The organism is Cupriavidus basilensis (assembly GCF_000876015.1).
GTDB lineage: Bacteria > Pseudomonadota > Gammaproteobacteria > Burkholderiales > Burkholderiaceae > Cupriavidus > Cupriavidus basilensis_B.
This window is the reverse complement of the sequence record NZ_BBQM01000030.1, coordinates 16,099-40,873: the sequence shown is the minus strand read 5'-3', so window position 1 is coordinate 40,873 and position 24,775 is coordinate 16,099. Positions and strand designations below refer to the sequence as shown.

The following is a 24,775-nucleotide window of genomic DNA, read 5'->3' as shown; positions in this document are numbered from 1 at the left end:
TGCTATTTGCTGCTGAATTGGGCAGCCCTTTTTTCCATTGAGTCGTCGAGTAACCTCACTATGTCACAAGAAGCATTGAAAGCCCCCGTTGTAGTTCTCGGTGCAGGCTTGGCCTCCGTCTCCTTTGTGGCCGAACTGCGCCAGGCGGGCTACCAGGGGCTGATCACCGTAGTCGGCGATGAGGCCGAGCGACCTTACGACCGCCCGCCCTTGTCTAAGGACTTCATGGCCCATGGCGACGCCGAGAAGATCCGCCTTGACTGCAAGCGCGCGCCTGAGGTCGAATGGCTGCTGGGCGTCACGGCGCAGTCGTTCGATCCGCAGGCACACACGGTGGCGCTGTCGGACGGGCGCACCCTTCCCTATGGCACGCTGGTGCTGGCCACGGGTGCAGCGCCGCGCGCGCTACCGACCTTGCAGGGCGCCACCATGCCGGTACATACGCTGCGCACGCTGGAAGATGCGCGGCGCATCCAGGCCGGGCTGCGCCCGCAGTCGCGACTTTTGATCGTAGGCGGCGGTGTGATCGGGCTCGAACTCGCCGCCACGGCGCGCACTGCTGGTGTCCACGTGAGCCTTGTCGAAACTCAGCCGCGCCTCATGAGCCGCGCTGCACCGGCCACGCTGGCCGACTTCGTCGCGCGCTACCACGCGGCGCAAGGGGTCGATCTGCGCTTTGAGCGCAGCGTCACGGGCTCTGTCGATGGCGTGGTGCTGCTCGACGATGGCACGCGCATCGCGGCCGACATGGTGGTTGTGGGCATAGGCGTGTTGGCCAACGACGCGCTTGCGCGCGCAGCCGGGCTGGCCTGCGACGACGGCATCTTCGTCGATGCCTATGGGCGTACCACCTGTCCCGACGTCTATGCTCTTGGCGACGTAACGCGCCAGCGCAACCCTCTAAGCGGGCGTTTCGAGCGGATCGAAACCTGGTCGAACGCGCAGAACCAGGGCATCGCGGTGGCGCGCCACTTGGTCGATCCAACCGCGCCTGGATATGCCGAGTTGCCGTGGTATTGGTCCGACCAGGGTGCGCTGCGCATCCAGGTGGCGGGGCTTGCGAGCGGCGACGAGGAAATCGTGCGTGGCGAAGTCTCACTCGACGCCCCCAAGTTCACGCTCATCGAGCTGCAAAAGGGCCGCATTGTGGGCGCGACCTGCGTGAACAACGCGCGCGACTTCGCACCGCTGCGGCGCCTGCTCGCGGTCGGCGCCAAGCCCGACCGCGCCGCGCTCGCCGACCCGGCCACCGACTTGCGCAAGCTCGCTGCCGCCGTTGCCGCGTGAGTGCCTGCGTATGACGCGCGCATAGCTCAGAGAAAGGCCGTGCCCCTGCACGGCACGGCTCGGTGTGTCAAGAATGCGCATGCCCCGCAGTCGTAGTCGCAACCTCGTGTGTCCATGCGCGCATTGATAGTTGGCGATTTCAGTGGGGATCCGAACGGATCGAAAGGTGGGGCCAGATGGAGGACGGAGTGGCTGGTGGCAGTGCTCCGACAAAAGTTCGTGACCGGGTACGCGAGCAGGTGGTGTATCTCTGCCGCCGCCATTCCGTGTACCCCCAAACGGGAGCTCGATGCATGGAACTGCGACACCTGCGATACTTTTTGGCTGTTGCCGAAGAACTTCATTTCGCACGTGCGGCCGAGCGGCTGCATATCGAGCAGTCACCGTTGTCGCGAGCCATCAAAGAGCTTGAAGAAGAGCTGGGCGTGGTGCTATTTGCGCGCACCACGCGTAGCACGCGACTGACCTGTGCCGGCAAGCTGTTTTTGGAGCACGTGCGCCGAGTTTTTGCGGCCCTTGAACAAGCCCGTGAGAGCGTGAAAGCTGCGGCCAATGGCTTTCATGGCCAACTGCGCGTGGCCTTATCCGACGGCATTACGCCGTCGCGCCTTCCCGCTTTGCTTGCCCTCTGCCGACAAGAAGAACCCGAGGTCGAAATCCGCTTCTTCGAGGTGCCGCTGTCGCAGCAGATCAAGGGTCTGCATGACGATCTGTACGACGTGGGATTTGCGCAGTCCGAAGACGTAGGTGATGGCATCGTCACCATACCCGCCTGGAGCGATGCGCTCATGGTGGCGGTGCCCGCGCGACATACGTTGCTTGCCCAAAAGCGCATTTCCCTGGAAGAACTGCTGCGCTATCCCTTGGTGCTGTCTGATCCGCAAGTCTGCGAGGGCCATTCAAGACATGTGGAGCGCGTCTTGCGTCGCTTGGACATGGAGCCATTGGTTGCCGAGCGCGTAGCTTCCTGCGACCTCATGATGGTGTTGGTGTCGGCTGGGTATGCACTCGGCTTGGCAGGCGCTTCGCATATTGCCGCCAGCCGAGAATCGGGCGTGGTGGCCCGCCCGCTGGCATCGCGAGTGCCGCCACTGACGACCTACCTGCTGCACCTTGAGGGCGATCCATCTGATGAACTGGCGAGGTTTATTGAGCGAGTGCAGGCCATCGACTCACCTGAAACCCCCAGGCCCATGCGGGGCCACAACCCTGATCCCCCGCAGGAGCTGATGCAATGAAAATAAGCATCCTGCCCTTGCTGGTGGCCGCATTGACCGCATGCGGCCAATCCGAGACAGCCCAGAAAGCCGCCGACCCGGAGGCAAAAATCCCGACGGTGGAAGAACTGGCAGCCAACCCAGAACGACTCAAGGAACTGCGGCATCAATGCAAGACCGACCGCTCCAAGCTGGGCGACGTGCTGTGCAACCGGGCCGCCGAAGCCACACGCAAGCGGTTCTATGGCGATGGTCAAACGCCATACACACCACCGAAAGAATCGCCCAAGTTCTGATCGTTGGCAGCTCGCCTCATCGACTTCATTTTCTGCCCGACACACAGCAACGCGCCTGCGCTTGCGGCGTTTTTCTTTGGCTCGCCGCCGCACTAATTCTTTCTCTTTCCTCGACCTTTCTGCTCAAAACGGTCTTTGACCGGCACTGACGGGGCACCGATCCTGAGGCATGCGGCACGCATTTGTGCCGCTCCTTCCAAGAGGAAGCAGCGCAGGAGAAATCGGAGGCCAGGTCATGCAAGGGACGAACGTGCTGTTCGGGCAGATCGCCGTCGTGGTCGGCATCGTGATCGCCGGCGTGTGGGGCGCCACACAATGGACAGCTTCCGCCCTTGGCTATCAGCTACGCCTTGGCTTGCCCTGGTTCGATCTCCTTGGCACGCCGATCTACCACCCTTGGCGGCTGTTCGAGTGGTGGTTCTTCTTTGATGCCTACGCGCCGCGTGTCTTCGACACGGGCGGAGCCATCGCGGGCGGCAGCGGCTTGCTGGCGGTGGCGGTCGCCATCGGCATGTCGATCTGGCGATCGCGCCAATCGCGTTTGGTCACGACCTACGGCTCGGCCCGCTGGGCGAACGCGCAGGACATTCGCAAGGCGGGCCTCACGCAACCGGCCGGCGTGTTCCTCGGCCAGCACGACCGCCAGTACCTGCGACATGAAGGGCCGGAACACGTCCTGACCTTCGCGCCCACGCGCTCGGGCAAGGGTGTGGGCCTGGTGGTGCCCACCTTGTTGAGCTGGCCTGCCTCTGCGGTCATCCATGACATCAAGGGCGAGAACTGGCAGATCACCGCAGGCTGGCGCTCGCGCTTCTCGCATTGCTTGCTGTTCAACCCCACCGATGCGAAGTCGGCGGCCTACAACCCGCTGCTGGAGGTACGGCGCTGCGCGCATGAAGTGCGCGACGTGCAAAACATCGCGGACATTCTGGTTGATCCCGAAGGTGCGCTTGAGAAGCGTAACCACTGGGAAAAAACTTCGCATGCGCTGCTGGTCGGCGCCATCCTGCATGTGCTCTATGCCGGCGAGGACAAGACGCTGCGCGGCGTCGCCAATTTTCTGTCCGATCCGGTCAGCCCATTCGAGCTGACCTTGCACCGGATGATGACGACGAAGCACCTGGGTGATGCACCACACCCGGTTGTCGCATCCGCTGCGCGTGAAGTGCTCAACAAGTCGGACAACGAACGCTCAGGCGTGTTGAGCACCGCCATGTCGTTCCTCGGCCTGTACCGCGACCCCACGGTGGCCGAAGTCACCTCGCGTTGCGACTGGCGTATCGCCGACCTGATCGCATCCGAGCATCCGGTGTCGCTGTATCTGGTGGTGCCGCCGTCGGACATTTCGCGGACGAAGCCGCTCATCCGCCTGATCCTCAACCAGATTGGCCGGCGGCTGACTGAATCGCTCGACGGCAGTGACGGCATTGAGCGCCGCTACAAGCTGCTGCTGATGCTCGACGAGTTCCCAGCCCTGGGTCGGCTCGACTTCTTCGAGACAGCCTTGGCCTTCATGGCGGGCTACGGCATCCGCAGCTTCCTTATCGCCCAATCGCTCAACCAGATCGACAAAGCCTACGGCCAGAACCATTCGATTCTGGATAACTGCCATGTCCGCGTGACGTTCGCCACCAACGACGAACGCACTGCGAAACGGATCTCCGAAACGCTTGGCACCGCCACTGAACTGCGCGCGCAACGCAACTATGCCGGGCACAGATTGGCACCGTGGCTGGGGCACCTCATGGTGTCGCGGCAGGAAACGGCCCGCCCGCTACTGACGCCCGGTGAAGTGATGCAGCTTCCGAATGACGAAGCCGTGGTGATGGTGTCCAGCGTGGCACCGATCAAGGCCAAGAAGCTGCGCTACTACGCCGACGCGAATTTCAAGAACCGCGTTTTGCCGCCGCCCGCGCTCGCGGCCGGGCCAATCACAGGACGTTATGCCGATGCGCCACCGACCCGGTCTGACGACTGGAGCGGCCTAGCAATTCCCGCCGTTCCCACTGCGCCGACCAGTGCCGCAGCCAATGGCTTGGGCGGCACCGCCGATGACGGCGGCCCGCGCCGCCAGCCGGAGCTATCCGAAGTCACCGAATACAGCTCCGAGCCGCAACCCGCCGGCAATGACCTGGCGCTGCTCGATGACGACGACGACCTGCCGCTGCCTGGTTTTGCGTCTCTCACCGGCCAGCTCGACCCGGCCATGCAGCGCACGGCCCGGCTGGCTTCCCTCGACCCCAACGACGGAATCGACCTATGAGCCAGTACCGCCTCAATCTGTTCATCCAGCCCGAGCACGCCAAGCGCCTCGAAGAACTGGCCGCCAAGAAAGGCGTGTCCAAGTCATCCATCGTCGCGGCGGCGCTCGCATCGTGGCTGTCGCCCGATGCCGGCGACCAGCGTGAGGCGGCGATTGCGAAGCGTCTGGATCGCCTGTCGCGCCAGGCCGAACGCCTGGAGCGCGACCAGAACATCCAGATCGAAACGCTGGCGCTGTTCATCCGCTACTTCCTGACCGTCAGCACGCCGGTTCCCGAAGCCCATCAGGACGCAGCCCGCGCCCAGGGCAAGGCTCGTTTCGAGCAGTTCGTCGAACAGTTGGGTCGGCACCTGTTGCGCGGCCGAAGCCTGGTGCGCGACGTGGTGGAAGAACTACACCCCGACCCGGTGCGGATGGATGACGCAGCGGCGCTGGCCGAAGCCCACGAACGAACTGGGGAGCGTGCCCTATGAGCGCCATTCCGCAGACCCCGCCCGAACGCTCATCCACCGCGGCTTCGCTGGATCGCCGAATCCAGATGCTGCGCACGGCAATGGGACCAGTCATCGCCGCCGCGCTGGCCGACCCGGACGTGGTGGAAATCATGCTCAACCCCGACCGCACCCTATGGGTGGATCGGCTGTCCTCGGGCCGCATGCCGCTGGGAGTGGAACTGTCCGAAGACGATGGCGAACGCATCATCCGACTGGTGGCCGCGCACGTCGGCGCGGAGGTGCATCGCGGCCGACCGTTGCTGACCGCCGAGCTGCCCGAAACCGGCGAGCGGTTCGAGGGCATCTTGCCGCCGGCTGCGCCTGGCCCGGCCTTCGCGCTGCGCAAGCGCGCCGTGAGCATCATCGGCCTGGATCGCTACGTCGCCGACGGCATCCTGACCACAGGCCAAGCGGACTTCCTGCGCCGCGCCGTGCGCGAGCGCCAGAACATCCTGATCGCCGGGGCGACGAGCAGCGGTAAGACCACACTCGCCAATGCCTTGCTTGCGGAGATCGCTGCCACCGGCGACCGCGTGCTGGTGCTCGAAGACACCATTGAGCTGCAATGCGCGGCCCGCGACCATGTGCCGCTGCGCACCCGCGCGGGCGTGGTGTCGATGACCGAGCTGGTGCGCGCCACGATGCGCCTGCGCCCCGACCGCGTGATCGTCGGCGAAGTGCGCGGCGGCGAAGCCCTGGACTTGGTGAAGGTGTGGGGCACCGGCCATCCGGGCGGCATTTCCACCATCCATGCCGGTTCCGCGCTGGGCGCGCTGCTGCGCCTGGAGCAACTGATTCTCGAAGTGGCGGTGAACCCGCCGCGTGCGCTGATCGCCGAGGCGGTCAACGTGGTGATCCACATCGCCGGGCGCGGGCGCAAGCGCCGCATCGAGAGCATCGCCCGCGTCGTCGGCTTCGACGGCGTGGGCTACCAACTGGCGGACGCGCTGGAAACGCCGTTTCCCGAGCTGCCGCCACTTCCCGATGCCGCACCCGCTGCGGCGACTTCCCCATCCCCTCACTCACTTGGAGAACTGCCATGACGCAGATGTACGTTCCTGCTTTCCGTTTTTCTGCAAATCCGGCTTTGCGTCTTGCGCGGCTGCGCTGCCTGGCCCGCCCTGCGGGGCAAGGGCTGCTGCTGGCCGCGCTGCTGCTGTTCCTGGCCGGAACCGCGCAGGCCGCCGGTTCCTCGATGCCGTGGGAAGGCCCCTTGCAGTCGATCTTGGAGTCGATTCAAGGGCCGGTGGCGCGCATCGTCGCGGTCATCATCATCATCGCCACGGGCCTCGCGCTCGCCTTCGGCGACACGTCCGGCGGATTCCGCAAGCTGATCCAGATCGTCTTCGGTCTGTCCATCGCCTTCGCGGCTTCGAGCTTCTTCCTGTCGTTCTTCAGCTTCTCCGGCGGGGCCGTCGTATGAGTGCCCCCGACACCTTCGCGGACGGCTTCGAGGTACCGCTGCATCGCTCGCTGACCGAGCCGATTCTGCTGGGCGGTGCGCCGCGAACCGTGGCGATCGCCAACGGCACGCTGGCCGCCGCTGTCGGCCTGGGCCTGCAACTGTGGATTCCCGGCGTGGTGTTCTGGATCGTCGGCCATTCGCTGGCGGTGTGGGGTGCGCGCGTCGATCCGCAGTTCATGGCCGTGTTCGCCCGGCACATCAGGCACCGCCCGCTGCTGGACGTGTGAGGGGAGGACGCCGCGATGCTGAACCTCGCCGAATACCGCCAGCGGCCGGCCTTGCTTGCCGACTGGCTGCCCTGGGCCGGACTGGTCGCGCCGGGCGTCGTCTTGAACAAGGACGGCAGTTTCCAGCGCACGGCCCGGTTTCGCGGGCCTGACCTCGACAGCGCGACGCAAGGCGAGCTGATCGCCACGTCGGCACGGTTGAACAACGCGCTGCGCCGCATGGGATCGGGCTGGGCGCTGTTCATCGAAGCCGAGCGTCGGCCTGCGGCCGATTATCCGCACTCGGAGTTTCCCGAGCCGCTTTCCTGGGTGGTGGAGGAAGAACGCCGGGCCGCCTTCGAGGAATCGGGCAATCACTTCGAGAGCGGCTATCACCTGACGCTGCTTTACCTGCCGCCGGAAGAATCCCGCGCCCGTGCAGCCAAGATGCTCTACGAGAACACGCCGACGAATGGCGTGGACTGGCGCGAGCGGCTGCAAGCCTTCGTCGCGGAAACGGATCGCGTCTTTGACCTGCTCGACGGCGTGATGCCGGAGATTGACTGGCTCGATGACGCGCAGACGCTGACCTACCTGCACGCGACCATCTCGACGCGGCGCTATCGCGTCGGCGTGCCCGAAGTGCCGTTCCACATCGACGCGCTGCTGACCGACTCGCCGCTGGTCGGTGGCCTGGCGCCCATGCTGGGCGACCAGCACCTGCGCGTGGTGTCGGTGCGGGGCTTCCCGACCTCGACCTGGCCGGGGATTCTGGACGACCTCAACCGCCTGGGCTTTGCGTACCGCTGGAGCACGCGCTTTCTCTGCCTCGACAAAGCCGAGGCGGAAAGAGAACTCGCCCGCCTGCGCCGCCAGTGGTTCGCCAAGCGCAAGAACGTCATCGCGCTGCTACGCGAAACGATCTTCCAGCAGGAAAGCCCGCTGGTCGATACCGACGCCAACAACAAGGCCGCCGACGCCGATGCTGCCTTGCAGGAGCTGGGCAGCGATCAAGTCGCCTTCGGCTACCTGACGGCGACCGTCACCGTCATGGACGCGGACGCCGCCGTGGCCGACGAGAAGCTGCGCATGGTGGAGCGCGTCATACAGGGTCGGGGCTTCGTCACCATCCCCGAAACGCTCAACGCCGTGGATGCGTGGCTGTCCTCGCTCCCCGGCAATGCTTACGCCAACGTGCGCCAGCCCATCGTCTCGACGCTGAATCTGGCGCACATGATGCCGGTGTCGGCGGTATGGGCCGGCCAGGAGCGCAACGATCATTTGGACGGCCCACCGTTGATCGTGACACGTACCGATGGCGCTACGCCGTTCCGGCTGGTGACGCACATCGGCGACGTGGGCCACACGCTGGTCGCAGGCCCGACCGGCATGGGCAAGTCGGTCTTGCTCGCCACGCTGGCGATGCAGTTCCGCCGCTATCGCGGCTCGCGCATCTTCGCCTTCGACATGGGCCGTTCCATGCGGGCCGCCATCCTCGGCCTGGGCGGCGAGCACTACGACCTGGGCACGGATGGCGAAATCGCCTTCCAGCCGCTCGCGCGCATCGACAGTGAGGGCTACCGCACCTGGGCCGCCGAATGGATCGAAGGCCGCTTGCTGCACGAAGGCGTGGCAGTCGGCCCCGACGAGAAGGCGGCTATCTGGTCGGCGCTGGGAAGTCTCGCCGGTGCGCCGGTGGAGCAGCGCACGATGACGGGACTTTCCGTGCTGCTGCAATCGAACACGCTGCGGCAGGCGCTTTCGCCCTATGTGCTGGGTGGCGCCCACGGCAAGCTGCTGGACGCCGACCACGACCGGCTGGGCATGGCCGACGTGCAGTGCTTCGAGATGGAGGAGCTGATGCACAGCAAGGCCGCCGTCATGGCCGTGCTGCCTTACCTCTTTGCGCGTTTCGATGAACGCTTCGACGGGGCGCCCACGCTGCTGATCCTCGATGAAGCGTGGCTGTTCCTCGATGACCCGGTGTTCGCGGCGCGCATCCGGCAGTGGCTCAAGACGCTCAGGAAAAAGAACGTCAGCGTCATCTTCGCCACTCAGAGCCTTGCCGACATCAAGGATTCGAGCATCGCGCCCGCGATCATCGAGAGCTGTGCGAGTCGGATTTTCTTGCCCAACCCGCAGGCGACAGAGCCGCAGATTCGCACGATCTACGAGGGCTTCGGCCTCAACAGGCGGCAGATCGAAATCGTCGCCACCGCGCAGCCCAAGCGTGACTACTACTACCAATCCCGCCTCGGCAACCGCCTGTTCGACCTCGACCTGGGGCCGGCGGCCCTGGCCTTCGCGGGCGCGTCCACGCCGCAAGACCAGCGCGACATAGGCCGCGTGCTGCTGGACGCCGGCGTGCCCGGCTTCGCGGGCGCTTGGCTGCGCCATCGCGGCCTCGATTGGGCGGCCGACCTGCTGCCCTCGTTCCCCGGCCTCGCGCCGGGTTCCCTCGCTGACCAACCCCTGGAGAACCTGTCATGAAAAAGCGCCTTATCGCCGCCGCCATTGCGGCCATGCTTTGCACTGCCACCGCCCATGCGCAATGGGTCGTGGTCGATCCCACGAACCTCGTGCAGAACACGCTGACCGCGATCCGCACGCTGGAGCAGATCAACAACCAGATCCAGCAGCTTCAGAACGAAGCGCAGATGCTGATGAACCAGGCGCGCAACCTCGCCAGCCTGCCGTCCAGCGTGGTCGGCCAGTTGCGCGCGAATCTGGCAACGACCGAGCGGCTGATCGCCCAGGCCCGAGGCTTGGCCTACGACGTGACGAATCTGGATCGGGAGTTCGCGCGCCTGTATCCCGAGCAGTACGCCGCCACCGTCAGCGGCGACCAGATGTACCGCGACGCGCAGGAGCGTTGGCGGAACACGCTCAACGGCTTGCAGACCACGATGCAGATGCAGGCGCAGGTGTCGCAGAACCTGGGCGAAGACGAAAGCGTGCTGGCCGACCTCGTGGGCAAGAGCCAGTCGGCCGAAGGGGCGCTCCAAGCCATGCAGGCCATGAACCAGTTGCTCGCCTTGCAGGCCAAGCAGTCGATCCAGTCGCAGCGGCTCCAGATCACGCAGGATCGCGCTGCCGCGCTGGAGCTGGCGCGGCAGGCGGCGGCCACCGAGCGCGCGCGCGAAGTACGGCGGCGGTTCATGGGCGATGGCACGCCGTACACGCCGCAGCGCGTGGATTTCTACGGCAACTGACGGGAGGCCGCCATGCGATGCGTCCTCGTCCTGTGTGCCGCGCTGCTGGCCGCTTGCGGCGAGCAGCCGGCCGACCACCTTGCCGATGCCCTGGCCGCTGATCCCGTGCGGCTCAAGGCATTGCGCGCGCAATGCGCGGCCGACCGGCAGGCCACGGGCGAGGACGCTTGCCGCGCCGCCGCCGAAGCCTTCCGGCGGCGCTTCTTCTCCGGCCAAGCCGGGCCGGATGAATACCAGACCTTGGCCGAGCTGCCACCGATCCCGCCGAGTTTTGATGAGCCGGCCGATGGCGTGGCGCCGGTCGTTCCTGCCGAACCGGAGGACACGCCATGAATGACGTGACCATCATCGACCAATTCCTCAACACCTTTGCTGCCTACATCGACTCGGGTTTCGGGCTGCTGCGGGGCGAAGTGGCGTTCCTCACGGCCACGCTGATCGTCATCGACATGACGATCGCCGGCCTGTATTGGGCCATGAGCCACGCCACCGGCCAGGGCGAGGACGTGATCGCCAAGCTGCTGCGCAAGGTGCTGTACGTCGGCGCCTTCGCCTACATCATCAACAACTTCAACTGGCTGGCGAGCATCGTCTTCCGCTCGTTCGCGGGATTGGGCATCACCGCCACCGGCTCTGCCATCACGATGGAGAACTTCTTGCAGCCGGGCCGGCTGGCGAAAACCGGCCTTGACGCGGGCGGGCCGATCTTCCTCCAGCTCGACGACATGATGGGATTTCCCGAGGTGTTCTTGAACCTCGATGCCATCTTGGTGTTGTTCCTCGCCTGGCTGGTCGTGGTGCTCTGCTTCTTCGTGCTGGCGATCCAGCTATTCATCACGCTGATCGAGTTCAAGCTGACCACGCTCGCGGGCTTCGTGCTGGTGCCGTTCGCGCTTTGGAACAAGACCTCGTTCCTGGCCGAAAAGGTCTTGGGCAACGTGGTGGCCTCCGGCGTCAAGGTGCTGGTGCTGGCCGTGATCGTCGGTATCGGCTCGGGCCTGTTCACTCAGTTCCAAGTCCATCCCGATGAGCCGTCGCTCGACCACGCACTGGTCATCATGCTGGCCTCGCTCACCTTGCTGGCGCTGGGGATCTTCGGCCCTGGCATCGCCACGGGCCTTGTGTCCGGTGCGCCGCAGCTCGGCGCGGGTGCGATGGCAGGCGCTGCCATCGGCGCAGCCGGGACGGCGGTGGCTGTTGGTGCTGCCGCGACGGGCGTAGGCGGTGCCGTGGCCGCTGGCGCGCGCATGGCACCGGCTGCCGCCAAGCTGGCCGGCGCTGGTGCGCGTGCGGCCACGTCGGCGGCTGGCAGTGCGAAATCGGCGTTCCAGGCCGGCTCCGCCGCCGCTGGCGGCGGCGCAAAGGGCGCGATGGCGGGCTTGGGCAACGTCGCCAAGACCGGCGCGCAGTCCGCCGGACGTGCGGCTGCATCCCGTGCATCCGCTGCCGGGCAACGCATGGCCGCTCCCTTCCGCGCTGGCTGGAACGGCGCTGCCGCCGATGGCGGCGCGGGCGCGGCATCCGGTCAGGGTGCCGCAGGCGAGGCCGCATCCGGCGCCGCTACGGCGCAGACACAGGAACAGCCCGCTTGGGCCAAGCGCCTGCATCGCCGCCAGCAACTCACCCACGCCGCGACCACCACCGCCCACGCGCTGCGCGGTGGCGATGGCGGCGGCTCCGGCCAGGGGCCGAGCCTGCGCGATTCCGATTCATAAGGAGAACTGACCATGCGATTCAAGAAACCGCAGGTGCGCTACGCCGACACGCCGCAGCCTGCCACGCCGTACCAAGCTGCCGGCCAGGTGTGGGACGAGCGCATCGGCTCGCCGCGCGTCCAGGCGAAGAACTGGCGCCTGATGGCCTTCGGTTGCCTGACGCTTGCGCTGCTGATGGCCGGCGGGCTGGTGTGGCGCTCGGCGCAATCCATCGTGACGCCCTACGTCGTGGAGGTGGACAACGCGGGCCAGGTACGCGCCGTGGGCGAAGCCGCCACGCCATACCGGCCCAACGATGCGCAGACCGCGCACCACATCGCGCGCTTCGTGACGCTGGTGCGCTCGCTGTCCATCGACTCCATCGTCGTCCGCCAGAACTGGCTCGACGCCTACGACTACACGACCGACAAGGGCGCGGCCGTGCTCAACGACTACGCGCGGGTCAACGACCCGTTCGCGCGCATCGGCAAGGAGTCTGTGACGGTACAGATCACCAGCGTCGTGCGCGCCAGCGACACCTCTTTCAACGTGCGCTGGACGGAACGCCGTTACGTCAACGGCGCCGCGGCTGGGCTGGAGCGATGGACGGCCGTGGTGTCCATCGTGCTCCAGCCGCCGCGCACCGAAGAACGCCTGCGCAAGAACCCCCTGGGCATCTACGTCAACGGCCTGTCGTGGAGCCGCGAACTGGATTCTTCCGAAGGAGCCAAGCCATGAATGATCTTTTCCGTAAATCCGCTTTGCCGGCGATCCTGCTCGCCCTCGCGGGCTGCGCCTCGCAGGGCAAGCCACCGCCAACCATCTCGCTCGATGAGCCGGTGCAGGCGCAGCCGCTGCCGGAGCCGCCCGCGCCGGTGGAAGTGGTGGCCGTGCCCGAGGTGCTGCCAATGCCGGCGCAGTTGAAGCCGCTCGAGGACGCCAAACCCGCGCCGGAGCCGGCCGACGAGAAGGTGCGCGTCTCGCGCGCCAATGCCGAGGCCCGCGTCGCGCCCACGCGCGAGGGCTACGTCAATGCGATTCAGGTCTGGCCCTTCACCGATGGCGCGCTGTATCAGGTCTATGCGGCCGTCGGCCGTGTGACCGTGGTTTCGCTCCAGCCGGGCGAGGAACTGGTGACGGTGGCCGCCGGCGATACCGTGCGCTGGATCGTGGGCGACACGTCCAGCGGTAGCGGTGCCGACCTGCGCGTGAACGTGCTGGTCAAGCCGATCCGCTCGGGCCTCAAGACCAATCTCGTCATTACCACCAGCCGCAGGACGTACCTGCTGGAGCTGGCTTCGACGGAGAAGACGTGGATGGCGTCCGTGTCCTGGGAGTATCCGCGCGACCGGATGCTGGCGCTACAGCGTCAGGCGCAGGCGGCCAATGCCGCCGCGCCTGTCGATACCGGGCTGGCGCTGGAGAACCTGCGCTTCCGCTACGCGATCAGCGGCAGCAATCCGCCCTGGAAGCCGCTGCGTGCGTTCGATGACGGCGAAAAGGTCTATATCCAGTTTCCGGCGGGCATCGCGCAAGGCGAGCTGCCGCCGCTGTTTGTCATCGGCGCGCAGGGCGACGGGCAACTGGTGAACTACCGCTTCCGCTCGCCGTACTACATCGTGGATCGGCTGTTCGGCGCGGCCGAACTGCGCCTGGGCGGTGACAAGGGCGACGTGGTGCGGATCGAGCGCACGGATGGCGTGGCACGGAGGAACTGACCATGAGCCAGGACAACACCCCCGACCTCGCCACGCCGCAGGCGGGCAAGGTCGCGCCCGAGGCGGTGGCGCTGCGCGCCCAGCCGCGCCCGGTCACGGGCCTGAACCGGCGCACGCTGGCCATCCTCGTCGGCGGCCTGTCGGTCGCCGTGCTTGGGGCCACGATCTGGTCGCTGCAACCGCAGCGGCGCGGTACGGGCGAGCAAACCGAGCTTTACAACGTCGATCGCGTCTCGAAGTCCGAAGGACTGGATGCGCTGCCGACGGATTACTCGAAGCTGCCACCAGCCTTGCCGCCCGATGTGCCCGAGCTGGGGCCGCCGTTGCCCGGCGACCTTGGCCCGGCCATCGTCGCTTCGCAGCAGCCGGTGACGCCGGGCTATTCGCCGCCAGGCCATGATCCCGAAGATGCCTTGCGCAAGGAGGCGGACGCGGCGGCGGCCTCGTCGGTGTTCTTCCGCTCGGGCGCCCAGGGCCAGGCCGCCACCACGGTCGCGCAAGCTGCGCCGGGTGCGCCTGGTGTTGCAAACACACTCGCGGCCTTCGCTCCTCTCGCTGCCGGGCCTGCCTCGACGGCGGCCCAGCCCGCCGACCCGACGACCGTGCAGAACCGGCAAGACCAGAAAGAAGCGTTCCTGAAAGCCGGTTCTACGGAAACCCGCAACTCCGGCAACCTGGCGCTGCCGGCGTCTCCGTATCAGGTGATGGCCGGAACCGTGATCGCGGGCGCGCTGGTGACGGGCATCAAGTCGGACTTGCCGGGCGACGTGATCGCTACGGTGACGGAGCCTGTCTACGACACGGCTACGGGCCGGCATCTGCTGATTCCACAGGGGGCGCGCATCCTCGGGCGCTACAACAGCCAGGTCAGCTACGGCCAGAGCCGGGTGCAGGTGGTGTGGAACCGGATCATTCTGCCGGACACGTCCTCGTTGACGCTGGACAACCTGGCCGGCACCGACCCGGCCGGCTATGCCGGCCTGGAGGATGGTGTCGATTGGCATTGGGATCGCATCTTCGCCGGCGCCGCCCTGACGACGCTGCTGGGCGTCGGTGCCGAGTTGGCCTCGCCGGGGAACCGCCAGAACGGCGACCGCGTCATCATCGCCGGACGCGACAGCTTGCAGGACAGCGTGAACCAGGTCGGACAGGAAATGACCCGGCGCAACCTCAACATCCAGCCGACGCTGACCGAACGGCCGGGTTTGCCGGTGCGGATCATCGTCAACCGCGACCTGGTTCTCCGCCCCTATCAGCCGCTGTTCTTCAACCGGGGGAGTTCGAGATGAGCACGACCCGCAAGCTGCGACTCGGGCCGCTGCCCAAGACCGAGAGCGTCAAGCTGACCTTTGTTTGCTCGGGCAGCCTCAAGGCAGACCTCGATCGTTACGCCGCGCTGCACGCACAGACGTATGGCGAGACGGTCGACGCCATGACGCTGATCCCGCATATGCTGGAGGCGTTCATGGCGGGGGACCGGGGATTTAGACGCCACGCAAGGTAGACGCCCCTTCAGCGGTCGGCATCGTTTCGGCCGTTTCTGAGAATCTCCAGCGCTGCCTGTAGGTGTCGTTCTTCTGGCCCCAGGGCGGAAAGGGACGAGAACACCGCTGCGGTTTGGTGCCAATAGATGGCGTGACTGATGGCGGGGCGCAGCGCGTCAAGTTCTTCGCTCGTCAGGGACGCAGCAAACGCACGTAGCCGGATCTCTGATCTCTCGCGCCGGATGTGACACTCACGACACAAAGCACGCAGGGCACTGAGTGGGTATTCCCACGGCTCGAAGCCTTCTCGCATATTTGCGTAGTAGCAATGGTGGGCATCCAAAGGCTTCGTGGCTCCGCAGTCCTGACATTGATGTCCTGCCCGCTTCTTCACGGTTGCTGCCTTCTTACGCCACCTTTCATCTTGCAGCTTGGATGCATAGGTGCCTGAAAGCCGTGAGTAGTCATACCCCTCAATAGGGTAGAAGCCCATGTTCCAAGAGTGACCAAGCTCGTACCAGAATCCGAACGACTCAACCAGATCGTCGAACTCCATCGTGTCGCCACCGTAGTTCAACATGGTATGAAGCGTGCTGCTGTCGAACACCAAGACTAAGAGCGAGTCGTTCCCATAGGGCTCGTTTCGAGCTCTCCAAGCCTCGATATCGACGAAGAACGCATCCCCCAGGATTTCCTCTTTAATCATCCATTCGGTAAGAGCGGCACGCATGCGCTCCAAGTTTCTACTCATTGCAGTGAAATGCATCTCCTCCTCCAAAGGGCAAGGGGATCGCGGAGCTTACGAATCGGGGCGGCTAACGCCGCGACGCGTTCGATAGGCCGTTCCACCGATGCAGCACCAGTCGAAAGTGTCCTTGTGGATCGGCAGCAACCAGTGGCCGCCAAGTTCGTCGCCCTAAGGGAAACGCTATAGTTATAGTAATCTGCATAAAAATGCTGGCCTTTTGACCAGCCAGATGATCCGATAACCGGGGGAGGTTAGGATGCATTTGAAGAAGTTGGCCGTCCGGAATTTCAGGCGGCTGCGAAACGTTGTAATTGATCTTGCTTCCGACATCTCTATTTTTGTCGGTGCCAACAACAGCGGCAAGACATCAGTCGGGCACGCACTCCAGTTATTCACTGGCAGTGGCCGCTTCAACATTCACGACTTTAGTGCCGAACTTTGGGCCGACATCGTTGCGTTTGGTGAGGGCGATGGCGAGGCGAGCCTTCCCACGATGGAAATCGACGTTTGGTTCGAAATCGGTCCGGACGATGTTCACCGCGTCATCGATCTTCTTCCCAGCCTTGCTTGGGAAGGCAAGCTGGTGGGGATGCGTGTTGCCTACGCGCCCACCAATCCTGCGGCGACGCATGCACGCTATGTCGAAGTGCGCCAGCGCGTGCTCGATGCGGTCGCTAAGGGTGAAGACGGAGCACCCGCCTTCGATCCCTCGCCACGTAACCTGCGGGAGTTCCTTCGCGACAGGCTACATGACGAATATGAGCTGCGCTATTTCGTACTCGATCCCGCGCGGTTCGATGCGAAGATGGTCGCAGAGGCTGGCTATGACCCAGCCACTCTCACCGGACGCGACCGGAGCGGCCGTGAGATCTTGAACGGCCTTCTCCACATTGACTTCTTGAACGCACAGCGCCATCTCTCGGACGGCCCAGGTGGCTCTCGCGCCGAGGATCTCTCCCGTGTACTCAGTCGCTTCTACGGGCGCAACCTCGAACAGAAAGGCGAAGATATCGAAGCGTTGCGCGCCCTCGCAGCATCCGAAGTCTCGCTTAATGAGCATCTCGAACGAGTGTTCGAACCGACGCTCAAGAGCTTGTCGAAGCTCGGCTATCCGGGCCTCTCAAACCCGCGCATGATGATCCGCTCGGCCCTCGACCCTGCCCAGATCATGAGCGGTCGAGATGGCGCGATCGTTCACTATGCGTTGGGAGCCGATGACGGGAAGCCCGACCCGCCTACCTTGCCCGATCGGTATAACGGTCTTGGCTTCAAAAACCTCATCTTCATGGTCGTTGAGCTGCTCGACCTCCACGCTCAATGGCTGGCGATCGAGGAAAACCGTCCGCCGGTCCACCTGATCTTCATCGAGGAGCCCGAAGCGCACCTCCATGCCCAGCTTCAACAGGCCTTCATACGCAAGGTGATGGACATCCTAGCGCTCAAGGGCGAGGACCGCACGCACTATACGAGCCAGGTCGTCGTCACGACCCATTCGACTCATATCCTTTACGAACGAGGCTTCCGGCCGATCCGCTATTTTCGTCGAAGCCGTGCACAGAATGTGTCGACCTCCGATGTGCTCAACCTCTCGGTTTTCTACGACAGCACCGATCCGGACATCCGAAGCTTCCTCGAGCGCTATTTGAAACTCGCGCACTGCGATCTGTTCTTCGCCGATGGCGCCGTGCTGGTCGAAGGCAATGTCGAACGGCTGCTATTGCCGCAGATGATCGCCAATGCCGCGCCGCGGCTGCAATCGACCTATCTCACCGTCCTAGAGATCGGCGGAGCGTTCGGCTACCGATTCAAAACGCTGATCGAGTTTCTCGGACTGACAACGCTCATCATCACCGATCTCGACAGCGTGTTCGGTCCACTGGGGCAGGATGGCGAGGGTGCGGCACCCGCTGGTCAACCGGAAGCCGCGGAACCAGCCGCCGAGAACGCGCAGGCTGCCGGCGCTGACGCTGAGGACATTGACGATGACGAGGAGGATTTGCCTGTGGCTGCGGAGAAGCCCGGGAAGGCGTGCATAGCCGGTCATCCGGGCGCGGCGACGTCCAATCAGACTTTGCTCCAATGGCTACCGAAATGCGACACGGTCGCCGCCCTGTGGGAGGCGACGGCTGAGCAGAAGATCCAGGCGAGGACGGACGACAATGACGCTTTGGTACGCGTTGCCTATCAGTGCCGGACCGATGTCACTTGGGGCGGAGAAACCCTGGCGCTAGCCGGGCGCACGCTGGAGGAAGCATTCGCACTCGAAAATCTTGAATGGTGTCAGGACAAGAACCGTAAGCCGCTTCAGCTCCGCATCGCCAAGGCCGACGAGAAGAACCTGACCACGCTTGCGGAACGCATCCACAAGCGCGTGCAGGCTAAGAGCTTCAGCAAGACCGACTTCGCGCTCGCCTTGTTAGCCGAAGATCCGAGCAGTTGGTCTGTCCCAACCTATATCGCCGAGGGCCTGAGCTGGCTTGAGACCGAGATTGCGCCGCCGGAACCGGACGAGGACCAGCCGCATGAGGGCCAGCCGCATGAGGACGCGCCCCAGGGGGCACCAGTCGCCGCCGGCGACGAGGTAGCGGCATGACAAGCCGGATCGGCAGTCCTGACACACAAGCCGATCTAGATGTTCGAGCGTGTCTCGATCGGATGCCGCCACGCTCGTTTGTCATGGTCGCCGGTGCGGGGTCGGGGAAAACGACCTCGCTGATCAAGGCTATGGCGCACCTAGCCGAGACCCGCGGTCCTGCCCTGCGCCGCGCCGGGCAACAAATCGCCTGCATCACATATACCGAAGTCGCCGTCGGTGAGATTTCGGCCGATGTCGGGGCCTCGCCGCTATTCCACATCTCGACCATCCACAGTTTCCTGTGGTCAGTCATCCGGCCGTTCCATTCGGATATCGCGGCTTGGGTAGCCATCCGCATCGACGAGAAGATCGCGGAGCGACGCGCACACTACGACAAGCCTCGGACTCAGGCGAAAACGAAGGCCCGCCTCGAACAGGAGATCGCAGATCTCGAAGCCGATCTGGCTGCGATCAGTGAAGTAGAGAAGTTCGTCTACGGCACCGGCAGCAGCTACGCTGAAGGCATCCTTGGCCATGACGATATCCTCAAGCTCACCCCAGCCTGCGTCGCAGCGCATCCGCTGCTGAGACAACTCGTCGCTAAGCGCTTTCCCTACATCTTCGTCGATGAGAGCCAAGACACCAATCCGGAGGTCGTCGAGGCGTTACGGCACATTGCGGGCGAACATCCTGGCCTGTGTGTCGGGTTCTTCGGAGACCCGATGCAGAAGATCTATATGAGCGGAGCAGGCACTGTCCCGCTGAACGACGGCTGGGCGGAGATCACAAAGCCCGAGAACTTCCGGTGCCCGACATCGGTGCTCGGGGTCATCAATGCAATCCGCGCCCCTGGCGACGGTCTTGAGCAGGTGCGTGGTCGGACGATAACCGTTGATGGCATCGAGCAGCCGGTTGCCGGTACCTCCAATCTGTTCATCCTGCCGGCGGACGCGGAGCGGAGTGCGCGCCTCGCGGCCATTAGGCAGTGGCTGGCCGCCGAAACCGGCGACGGTCTGTGGCTAAGCGACGTGCGGGAAGGCGATGTCCGCCTGCTTGTACTGGTGCACCGCATGGCGGCCAACCGGCTCGGGTTCCCTAATCTGTATGCTGCGCTCAATGACCGAGCCCCCATGAGTCTGAGTGAAGGGCTGAGCGATGGCACAGCCTGGCCGCTCCGTCCACTTGTCCAGCACATACTTCCGCTCGTTGTCGCGGCGCAAGCGGGTGATCGGTTCACAGTGATATCGACCTTGCGCAGCGAATGCCCGAGGCTTGAACCAGCGCGGCTTCGAGGGCAAGCGACGGCCCCCGTTCTTACAGCGCTACAGCAAGCGCTCGACGGGCTTGTCGGTCTGTTGGCAGCAGGATCGCAGGCGACTATCCGGGACGTCTTGACGCATGTGCGAGATAACGAGTTGCTGCGCCTCGATGATCGCTTCGCCATGCATCTGGTTGCAGAGCCTGTGGATGACGGCAGCAGCGGCTTCGAGAACGTTCAAGCCTATCTGGCATGCGGTGTCGACGAACTCTGGGCCTACCGGCGCTACTTTACAGAGGAGTCACCGTTCGCGACGCATCATGGGGTGAAGGGTGCCCAATTTGAGCGCGTATTGGTCGTCATCGACGATGAGGAAGCGGGCTTCCGGCAGTATTCTTACGGGAAGTATCTCGGGTACGTCCCCCTCTCGGACAAGGACGAAGCCAACCTGGCGGCAGGTGAAGAGTCCGTACTCGATCGAACCCGCCGCCTCTTCTATGTGTGCTGCTCGCGTGCAACGAAGGACTTGGCAGTCGTGGCCTTTGTGCCCGATGTCGCAGCGGCTCGCACCGCGATCGTGGCGCAGAATCTATTCCCCGAGGCCGTAATCCGAGGTGCGGAGCATCTGGGCTGAGGTTTCAACACATCGGGCAGTCAATCGGTGAAGGCCGCTGGACCTTGCTCCTGGGCTTGTCGCGATCTAGCTGTAGTTTCCCAAGAGGTTGTTCACCCGAGGTGAAGGAAGATGGAGGTTCTCAAGCCGGCCAACTTTCTTCAGGACTCCCCGTGTGAACATCCACAAGAATGCCTCAATGACGCCCAGAGGTCGAGAGCATCTGGTGCGCGAGATCGATCGCATCGGGCTCAAGCCTGCGGCTGCAGCCGCAGGCTTGAGCGCACACACCGCACGCAAGTGGCAGCGTCGCTGGGCCAGCCAGGGCGCGCCCGGCCTGCTTGATCGCAGTTCCCGACCCGAGCGCAGTCCGCGACGCAGCGATGCCCTCAAGCTCGAGCGGGCGGTGGCGCTGCGCCGCAATCAGCGCCTGACCTACGCGTGCATTGCCGAGCGGGTGGGCCTGTCCATAAGCGTCGTGGCACGTGCTTGCAAGGCCGCTGCGGTGGCGCGCTTGCCCGCGTTGCAAGACACGGTGCCCGTGCGCCGTTACGAACGCCAAAGCGCGGGCGAATTGCTGCACCTGGACACCAAGAAGCTTGGGCGCTTCGACAAGCCTGGCCACCGTGTCACGGGCGATCGCACACAGAACACCCCGCGTGCCGGCTGGCAAGCGCTGCATGTGGCTATCGACGATCATTCGCGCGTGGGCTTCAGCCAGATGCTCGCCGACGAGACGGCCAAGTGCGCCTGCGCCTTCCTGCTGGCCGCACTGCGCTACTACAAGAGCCTGGGCGTGAACGTTGAGCGAGTGATGACCGACAACGGCTCGGCCTACAAGTCACGCCGCTTCACCAAATTGCTGCGTCGCCTGGGCATCAAGCACATCCGCACGCGCCCCTACACGCCAAGGACCAATGGCAAAGCCGAACGCTTCATCCAGACCTTGCTGCGCGAGTGGGCCTATGCCTTCGTCTACCCGTCCTCGGAACATCGAGCGCGGGAACTGCAGCCGTGGATGTACCACTACAACTTCCATCGGCCACACTCGGCAACTTCACATCGTCCTCCTATCACTCGCCTTGGCTTCGAGGGGAACAACGTGTTGAGAAACTACATCTAGCGCAGCGGAGTTAACCTTGACTGAACGCGCTTGGATGAGCCGTGTCATTGCCCCCTATGAAAAGGCCGCTTCTGCGCCAACAGAAGCGGCCCCTGAATTGGTGCCCGAGGCCGGAATCGAACCGGCACGCCTTTCGGCGAGGGATTTTCTTACCACTTCGGCTTTCGCCGCCAGCGCGTGCGCTGTTCGTGGTCTGGAGCACGCCTTCACCATAGCCTTGCAGCCGTAGGTGCCCGCCGTCTGCTCTCTACACCTTCCCAGGCATTGGGCCTGGGCTTGGCTCGGCGTTGGCTCGGATGCCGGGGCATCCAGGGCGTTCGCCGACTTTGACGGGCTTCACCTCTGGGGTTTCCCCCGGAGGGCTCAAATTGTTCAAGTCCCTTGTGTCTACCGATTTCACCACTCGGGCATTACATGATGCACTGGAGCCTACACCTCTCCCTGCTGGCTCCTAGTTGGCTCCTGACCATCAAGCCGAGCCGCGAAGCTACGCCTTGGATGCTCCCAAGTCCTTGCCACTATTGACCTTCCGGCTTGGTGGCGAAAGCAGAAAGGACTTGACAAAACAGATTTTAAGTCTGCTGAGTCTACCAATTTCTCCACGGCCGCACGGCAAGCCCGGTATTGTGGTCGGTTGGGCGCGGTGATGCAAGCTTGGCGCGGGACAGCCGCGATGCGGCGGGAGGCGCGCAGATGCCGCCCGGATGTGCCGGTTGTTACGCCCGGTAACAATGTAGAACCCCCGGTTTCACCTGGATTGGCGGCAGTCTCTACAATATGACTTATCGAATAACGACTTGCAGGGGCAAAGATCATGAAACGCTGGTTGCTCGCAGGACTTGCAGTGCTTGGAGTGCTTTCGTCGGGCGCGGCAATGGCGCATGTCAATGTCGGCCTGTCGATCGGCGTCCCCGGCGTGGTGGTTGGCGGCCCGGCATACTATCCGGCGCCCGCCTATGTCGCGCCGCCGGTGGTGATGGCGCCCGCTCCGGTCTACTATGGCCCGCCGCCGGTGGTGGTACGCCCGGCGCCGGTCTATTACGGCCCCGGCTACTATGGCCCGCGCTACTACGGCCGCGGCTACTACGGCCCGCCGGGACGCTGGGGGCATGAGCATCGCCACTGGCGATAAGCATGAACGATCTGCTTCGCGCAGTGTCACAAAAGGGCCCCTCGGGGCCCTTTGGCATTTGGGGCCGCGGCCGGCGGATGGCCGAATGACGCGGCAAAGCGGCAAGTGGTTCCCGCGAGATAATCGGGGTCAAAATATTTGAACAGACAAGTCAAACGGCAGGTTAGATCGTTATTAGGGTTTCCACCTACACTACTTGTGTTGCACCGCGATGAAATGATTTCGCAAAGTCCTGTCATCCGGTGCCCCTCCAGCACAGTACCTACCCAAAGGATCAGACCATGAAGATCAAGAACAGCCTGGTGACGATCGCCGCCTTGACCGCCCTCTCCGCCCTCTCCGCCCTCTCCGCTTCCGCATTCGCCGCTGGCACCGGCAAGGCCGATCCGTACACCGATGGCGCCAAGCTTGGCAAGGTCGATCCGTACACGGACGGCGCCAAGTTCGGCAAGGTGGACCCGTACACCGACGGTGCCAAGTTCGGCAAGGTCGACCCCTACACGGACGGCGCCAAGGTCAGCGACCGCCGCGACTCGTTCACCGACGGGGCCTGAGTCTTCCGCAGGTTCAAGCGCGCCAACACAGCAACGCAAGCAGCAAGCAAGAAACCCGCTCCGGCGGGTTTTTTGCTTTTTCGCGCGCGCGGGGCGGCCCGTGGCAATGCCGGCGGCCGGAGCGCTATACTTCCGGCTCGTTGAACTGATTCACCGAAATGAACTTCGAGGAGAGTGGTATGCAGCAAAAAACCGTGCTGACGGCAGACGATGTGAAGAAGGTACTGGCTGCAGCAGAGGTCGAAGCCAAGAATCACCAGTGGGCCGTGTCGATCGCCATCGTTGACGATGGCGGCCACCTGCTGGCCCTGCAGCGCCTGGACGGCGCCGCGCCGATCTCCAGCTACATCGCCACCGAAAAGGCGCGCACGGCGTCGCTGGGCCGCCGCGAGTCGAAGATCTACGAAGACATGATCAACAACGGCCGCCAGTCGTTCATGACCGCGCCGGTGCTGCAAGGCATGCTGGAGGGCGGCGTGCCCATCGTCGTCAACGACCAGGTGGTGGGCGCCGTCGGCGTGTCCGGCGTGAAGTCGACCGAAGACGCGCAGATCGCGCGTGCCGGCATCGCGGCCCTGGGCGTCTGAGCCCAGGCTTCCGAGCCGTAGACGCGCGCAGCAGAAGCGCGCAGTAGAGGCGCGCAGTAGAAGCGTTCACCGGCAGCGGGCATCCTCGCTGCCGGCATCAGGATGAGGGCCGCGGCGCGTTGCCGCCATGTCCCGTTCCTCGCCGCTCCCACCCGTGCCGTGGCCTGTCGATGGCCCGGCACGTGGCCTGCCGGTCCCGGCAGGCATCTCGCCCGTTCCCGTCCGTTCCCGTCCGCAAGCCGCGTAGCGGCGCGACCTGCCATGCTTGCGCAGGCGGGTGCTCGCGCCCATGCGCAAGCGCGGACGGCGCGCGGCTTACTTCGTCAGGATCAGCTTGCCGTAGCGCGTGATGCGCAGCGTGTAGACCTCGCCGTTATGCAGGATCGGCAGCACGTTGTTGCCGCGCATCAGCGTTTCCAGCGGCACCGCTTCGCTGGCCTGCGCCACCGGCAGGCTGTCGCGCACGAGGGCCTCGAGGCGGGCGGGCAGGGCGGCCACGGCGGACTTCATCGATTCGATCGCCGTGCTGGCCGCGGTCTCGCGCCGCGACGGCGTGCGCGAGCTCGGATTGACTTCGATCCGGCGCAGCGAGAGGCGGCGGCGAGTCACGGCGGGTTGCGACATCGGCAGGGTCAGGGTGCTCATCGGAGGGCTCCGGTGCGTTGGCTGGCGGCGGCGCGCGCTGCGCGCCATCACCAGCGGGGTTCAAGTTGTCCTTATCTTAAATGAGAACAGTTATCATTACAATAGTGTTTTTCGATGGAACCGCATGGAAACGCCGCGCCGGCGCCGGATGCGGCGAGGGCGGCGCGCCAAGCAAAAAGGGCACCCCTCGGGAGTGCCCTTTTG

General features: G+C 64.6%; 25 protein-coding genes. 23 read left to right on the top strand and 2 right to left on the bottom strand.

Features of this window, described 5'->3' with window-relative positions:
* The first annotated feature begins 60 nt into the window (after positions 1–60).
* From KF708C_RS30765 to KF708C_RS30695, 16 genes are all read left to right on the top strand, one after another.
* The gene (locus KF708C_RS30765; RefSeq protein WP_043565528.1) at positions 61–1,287 is read left to right on the top strand and encodes an NAD(P)/FAD-dependent oxidoreductase; all 1,227 of its coding nucleotides are present in this window, start codon (positions 61–63) and stop codon (positions 1,285–1,287) included.
* Positions 1,288–1,580: 293 nt separating this feature from the next.
* On the top strand, positions 1,581–2,525 hold the full coding sequence (locus tag KF708C_RS30760; RefSeq protein WP_015014870.1) for a LysR family transcriptional regulator: 945 nt from the start codon (positions 1,581–1,583) through the stop codon (positions 2,523–2,525).
* Positions 2,522–2,800, top strand: a complete 279-nt coding sequence (locus KF708C_RS35170) for an EexN family lipoprotein (protein WP_015014871.1) — start codon at positions 2,522–2,524, stop codon at positions 2,798–2,800. The genes KF708C_RS30760 and KF708C_RS35170 overlap by 4 nt, the downstream gene beginning before the upstream one ends.
* Before the next feature lie 235 nt (positions 2,801–3,035).
* On the top strand, positions 3,036–5,063 hold the full coding sequence (locus KF708C_RS30755) for a conjugal transfer protein TraG (protein WP_015014872.1): 2,028 nt from the start codon (positions 3,036–3,038) through the stop codon (positions 5,061–5,063).
* Positions 5,060–5,536 carry a ribbon-helix-helix protein, CopG family gene (locus tag KF708C_RS30750; RefSeq protein WP_015014873.1) on the top strand — a complete coding sequence of 159 codons (477 nt, stop codon included), beginning with the start codon at positions 5,060–5,062 and terminating at the stop codon, positions 5,534–5,536. Before KF708C_RS30755 ends, KF708C_RS30750 begins: the two co-directional genes overlap by 4 nt.
* A complete protein-coding gene (gene trbB, locus KF708C_RS30745) occupies positions 5,533–6,600 on the top strand; it encodes a P-type conjugative transfer ATPase TrbB (protein WP_015014874.1) in 1,068 nt (355 codons plus the stop codon). The genes KF708C_RS30750 and trbB overlap by 4 nt, the downstream gene beginning before the upstream one ends.
* Positions 6,597–6,980: a TrbC/VirB2 family protein gene (locus tag KF708C_RS30740; RefSeq protein ID WP_013721751.1), complete on the top strand. Its 384-nt coding sequence runs from the start codon at positions 6,597–6,599 to the stop codon at positions 6,978–6,980. The genes trbB and KF708C_RS30740 overlap by 4 nt, the downstream gene beginning before the upstream one ends.
* Positions 6,977–7,249 carry a VirB3 family type IV secretion system protein gene (locus KF708C_RS30735; protein WP_013721750.1) on the top strand — a complete coding sequence of 91 codons (273 nt, stop codon included), beginning with the start codon at positions 6,977–6,979 and terminating at the stop codon, positions 7,247–7,249. Before KF708C_RS30740 ends, KF708C_RS30735 begins: the two co-directional genes overlap by 4 nt.
* Before the next feature lie 15 nt (positions 7,250–7,264).
* Entirely contained in the window at positions 7,265–9,718 is a 2,454-nt protein-coding gene (trbE, locus tag KF708C_RS30730) for a conjugal transfer protein TrbE (RefSeq protein ID WP_015014875.1), read from the top strand.
* Positions 9,715–10,440, top strand: a complete 726-nt coding sequence (gene trbJ / locus KF708C_RS30725; RefSeq protein ID WP_013721748.1) for a P-type conjugative transfer protein TrbJ — start codon at positions 9,715–9,717, stop codon at positions 10,438–10,440. The genes trbE and trbJ overlap by 4 nt, the downstream gene beginning before the upstream one ends.
* Before the next feature lie 12 nt (positions 10,441–10,452).
* Positions 10,453–10,773, top strand: a complete 321-nt coding sequence (locus KF708C_RS30720) for a hypothetical protein (RefSeq protein WP_013721747.1) — start codon at positions 10,453–10,455, stop codon at positions 10,771–10,773.
* Complete coding sequence (gene trbL, locus KF708C_RS30715) at positions 10,770–12,155, top strand: P-type conjugative transfer protein TrbL (RefSeq protein WP_015014876.1); 1,386 nt, start codon at positions 10,770–10,772, stop codon at positions 12,153–12,155. The genes KF708C_RS30720 and trbL overlap by 4 nt, the downstream gene beginning before the upstream one ends.
* Positions 12,156–12,167: 12 nt before the next feature.
* The gene (gene trbF, locus KF708C_RS30710) at positions 12,168–12,872 is read left to right on the top strand and encodes a conjugal transfer protein TrbF (protein ID WP_013721745.1); all 705 of its coding nucleotides are present in this window, start codon (positions 12,168–12,170) and stop codon (positions 12,870–12,872) included.
* Positions 12,869–13,852, top strand: coding sequence for a P-type conjugative transfer protein TrbG (gene trbG / locus KF708C_RS30705; RefSeq protein ID WP_015014877.1), 984 nt, complete (start codon positions 12,869–12,871; stop codon positions 13,850–13,852). The genes trbF and trbG overlap by 4 nt, the downstream gene beginning before the upstream one ends.
* 2 nt (positions 13,853–13,854) lie before the next feature.
* On the top strand, positions 13,855–15,141 hold the full coding sequence (locus KF708C_RS30700; RefSeq protein ID WP_015014878.1) for a TrbI/VirB10 family protein: 1,287 nt from the start codon (positions 13,855–13,857) through the stop codon (positions 15,139–15,141).
* Positions 15,138–15,356 (top strand): DUF2274 domain-containing protein, encoded by a 219-nt coding sequence (locus tag KF708C_RS30695; RefSeq protein ID WP_013721742.1) that lies wholly within the window; start codon positions 15,138–15,140, stop codon positions 15,354–15,356. Before KF708C_RS30700 ends, KF708C_RS30695 begins: the two co-directional genes overlap by 4 nt.
* Positions 15,357–15,364: 8 nt before the next feature.
* Here KF708C_RS30695 and KF708C_RS30690 read toward each other — a convergent pair whose 3' ends face one another.
* Positions 15,365–16,087, bottom strand: a complete 723-nt coding sequence (locus tag KF708C_RS30690) for an HNH endonuclease (protein WP_148280067.1) — start codon at positions 16,085–16,087, stop codon at positions 15,365–15,367.
* Positions 16,088–16,340: 253 nt separating this feature from the next.
* Here KF708C_RS30690 and KF708C_RS30685 point away from each other — a divergent pair, with 253 nt between their 5' ends.
* The 7 genes from KF708C_RS30685 (at position 16,341) to KF708C_RS30660 (ending at position 23,926) form a co-directional block, all read left to right on the top strand.
* Complete coding sequence (locus KF708C_RS30685; protein ID WP_015014880.1) at positions 16,341–18,677, top strand: ATP-dependent nuclease; 2,337 nt, start codon at positions 16,341–16,343, stop codon at positions 18,675–18,677.
* Positions 18,674–20,551, top strand: a complete 1,878-nt coding sequence (locus tag KF708C_RS30680; RefSeq protein ID WP_043088344.1) for a UvrD-helicase domain-containing protein — start codon at positions 18,674–18,676, stop codon at positions 20,549–20,551. Before KF708C_RS30685 ends, KF708C_RS30680 begins: the two co-directional genes overlap by 4 nt.
* Before the next feature lie 154 nt (positions 20,552–20,705).
* Complete coding sequence (locus KF708C_RS30675; RefSeq protein WP_015014882.1) at positions 20,706–21,653, top strand: IS481 family transposase; 948 nt, start codon at positions 20,706–20,708, stop codon at positions 21,651–21,653.
* 16 nt (positions 21,654–21,669) lie between these two features.
* Positions 21,670–21,882 (top strand): hypothetical protein, encoded by a 213-nt coding sequence (locus KF708C_RS36170; protein WP_144244908.1) that lies wholly within the window; start codon positions 21,670–21,672, stop codon positions 21,880–21,882.
* Between the two features lie 585 nt (positions 21,883–22,467).
* Positions 22,468–22,785: a hypothetical protein gene (locus KF708C_RS30670; protein WP_029043434.1), complete on the top strand. Its 318-nt coding sequence runs from the start codon at positions 22,468–22,470 to the stop codon at positions 22,783–22,785.
* 281 nt (positions 22,786–23,066) lie between these two features.
* Positions 23,067–23,339 (top strand): hypothetical protein, encoded by a 273-nt coding sequence (locus KF708C_RS30665; protein ID WP_059415453.1) that lies wholly within the window; start codon positions 23,067–23,069, stop codon positions 23,337–23,339.
* A gap of 179 nt (positions 23,340–23,518) precedes the next feature.
* Entirely contained in the window at positions 23,519–23,926 is a 408-nt protein-coding gene (locus KF708C_RS30660; protein ID WP_020202260.1) for a heme-binding protein, read from the top strand.
* A gap of 315 nt (positions 23,927–24,241) precedes the next feature.
* Here KF708C_RS30660 and KF708C_RS30655 read toward each other — a convergent pair whose 3' ends face one another.
* Complete coding sequence (locus tag KF708C_RS30655; RefSeq protein WP_020202261.1) at positions 24,242–24,571, bottom strand: hemin uptake protein HemP; 330 nt, start codon at positions 24,569–24,571, stop codon at positions 24,242–24,244.
* Between the last annotated feature and the right edge of the window lie 204 nt (positions 24,572–24,775).